Source organism: Bradyrhizobium sp. 164 (genome assembly GCF_023073715.1).
Taxonomy (GTDB): domain Bacteria; phylum Pseudomonadota; class Alphaproteobacteria; order Rhizobiales; family Xanthobacteraceae; genus Bradyrhizobium.
The window spans coordinates 1-988 of the sequence record NZ_JADPKA010000032.1 but is presented as its reverse complement, the minus strand read 5'-3'; the positions used below and the strand labels follow the sequence as shown (position 1 = coordinate 988).

Annotated in this window: 1 protein-coding gene; it reads right to left on the bottom strand. The window is 66.4% G+C overall.

Going from position 1 to position 988, the window contains the following annotated elements:
- Positions 1–986: Hpt domain-containing protein (locus IVB01_RS14175; RefSeq protein ID WP_247494609.1), on the bottom strand; the 986-nt coding region annotated here is incomplete at its 3' end.
- Positions 987–988: the final 2 nt, after the last annotated feature.

Here is a 988-nt window from a genome sequence, read left to right as displayed (position 1 = left end):
TCGCTCGAGAGGTCGCGGACGATGCGGGGCAGCTTCTGCCAGGCATTGCCGATCGGCTGCATGCGCGTCTTCATGACGCCCTCCTGCAGCTCGGCGGTGACGTTGGAGAGGCGCTGCAACGGCACCTTGAACTCGGTATCCTCGTTGCGGCGGGAGATCTCCAAAAGCTGGTTGCGGGTCAAGACCAGCTCGGAGACCATGGTCATCAGGTGCTCCAGCGTATCCACGTTGACGCGGATCGACTGGTTGGCGATGCGGTCGCCTTCGGAGGCGCCCTCGTCGGCCAGCGACCTCTTCGCCGCCGGCTTGTCCTTGGCGGCGGGTTTTGCAGCTTCCTTGGCCGCAGGCGCCGGAGCCTCAAGCGCCGGCGCGGGCGCAGCCTTGACAATAGGCGCAAGCACCGGCGCTTCGATCGCGGTCTCGCGGAAGGCGCGCTCGAGCTCGTCGAGCGAGACTTCGCCCGGACGCAACGGACGCTCCAGGGTCTGCTCGACCAGCGCGCCGGTGGTCATCGCTTTGGCGGGCGCAGGCGCGGCGGCCGGGGCTTCCGGCACCAGCGGCGGGGCATCGGCGACGGGAGCTGCGCTGGCGCCTGCTGCCATGGCCGCCATGCCCTGCTCGACCATCGCTTCCAGCTTGTCGATGAGGTCGCGGTCGTTACCTTCCGGCTCGGCTTCGCTCGCCTCCAGCCCGGCCAGAATCTCCTTGATGCGGTCGATCGAGGACAGGATCACCGTCACCGCTTGCCCGGTCACCGGCATGCCGTCACGGAATTTGCCCATCAAGGTCTCGCCGGCGTGCGCGAGCGCTTCCAGCCGCGGCAGGCCGAGGAAGCCGCAGGTGCCCTTGATGGTGTGGACCAGGCGGAAGATGTTATCCAGGATCTTGGCGTTGTTCGGCTCCTGCTCGAACTTCACCAATTGATTGTCGACGGTGTCCAGGCTCTCGCTGGTCTCCGTCAAAAACTCCCGCAACAGATCATCCATGA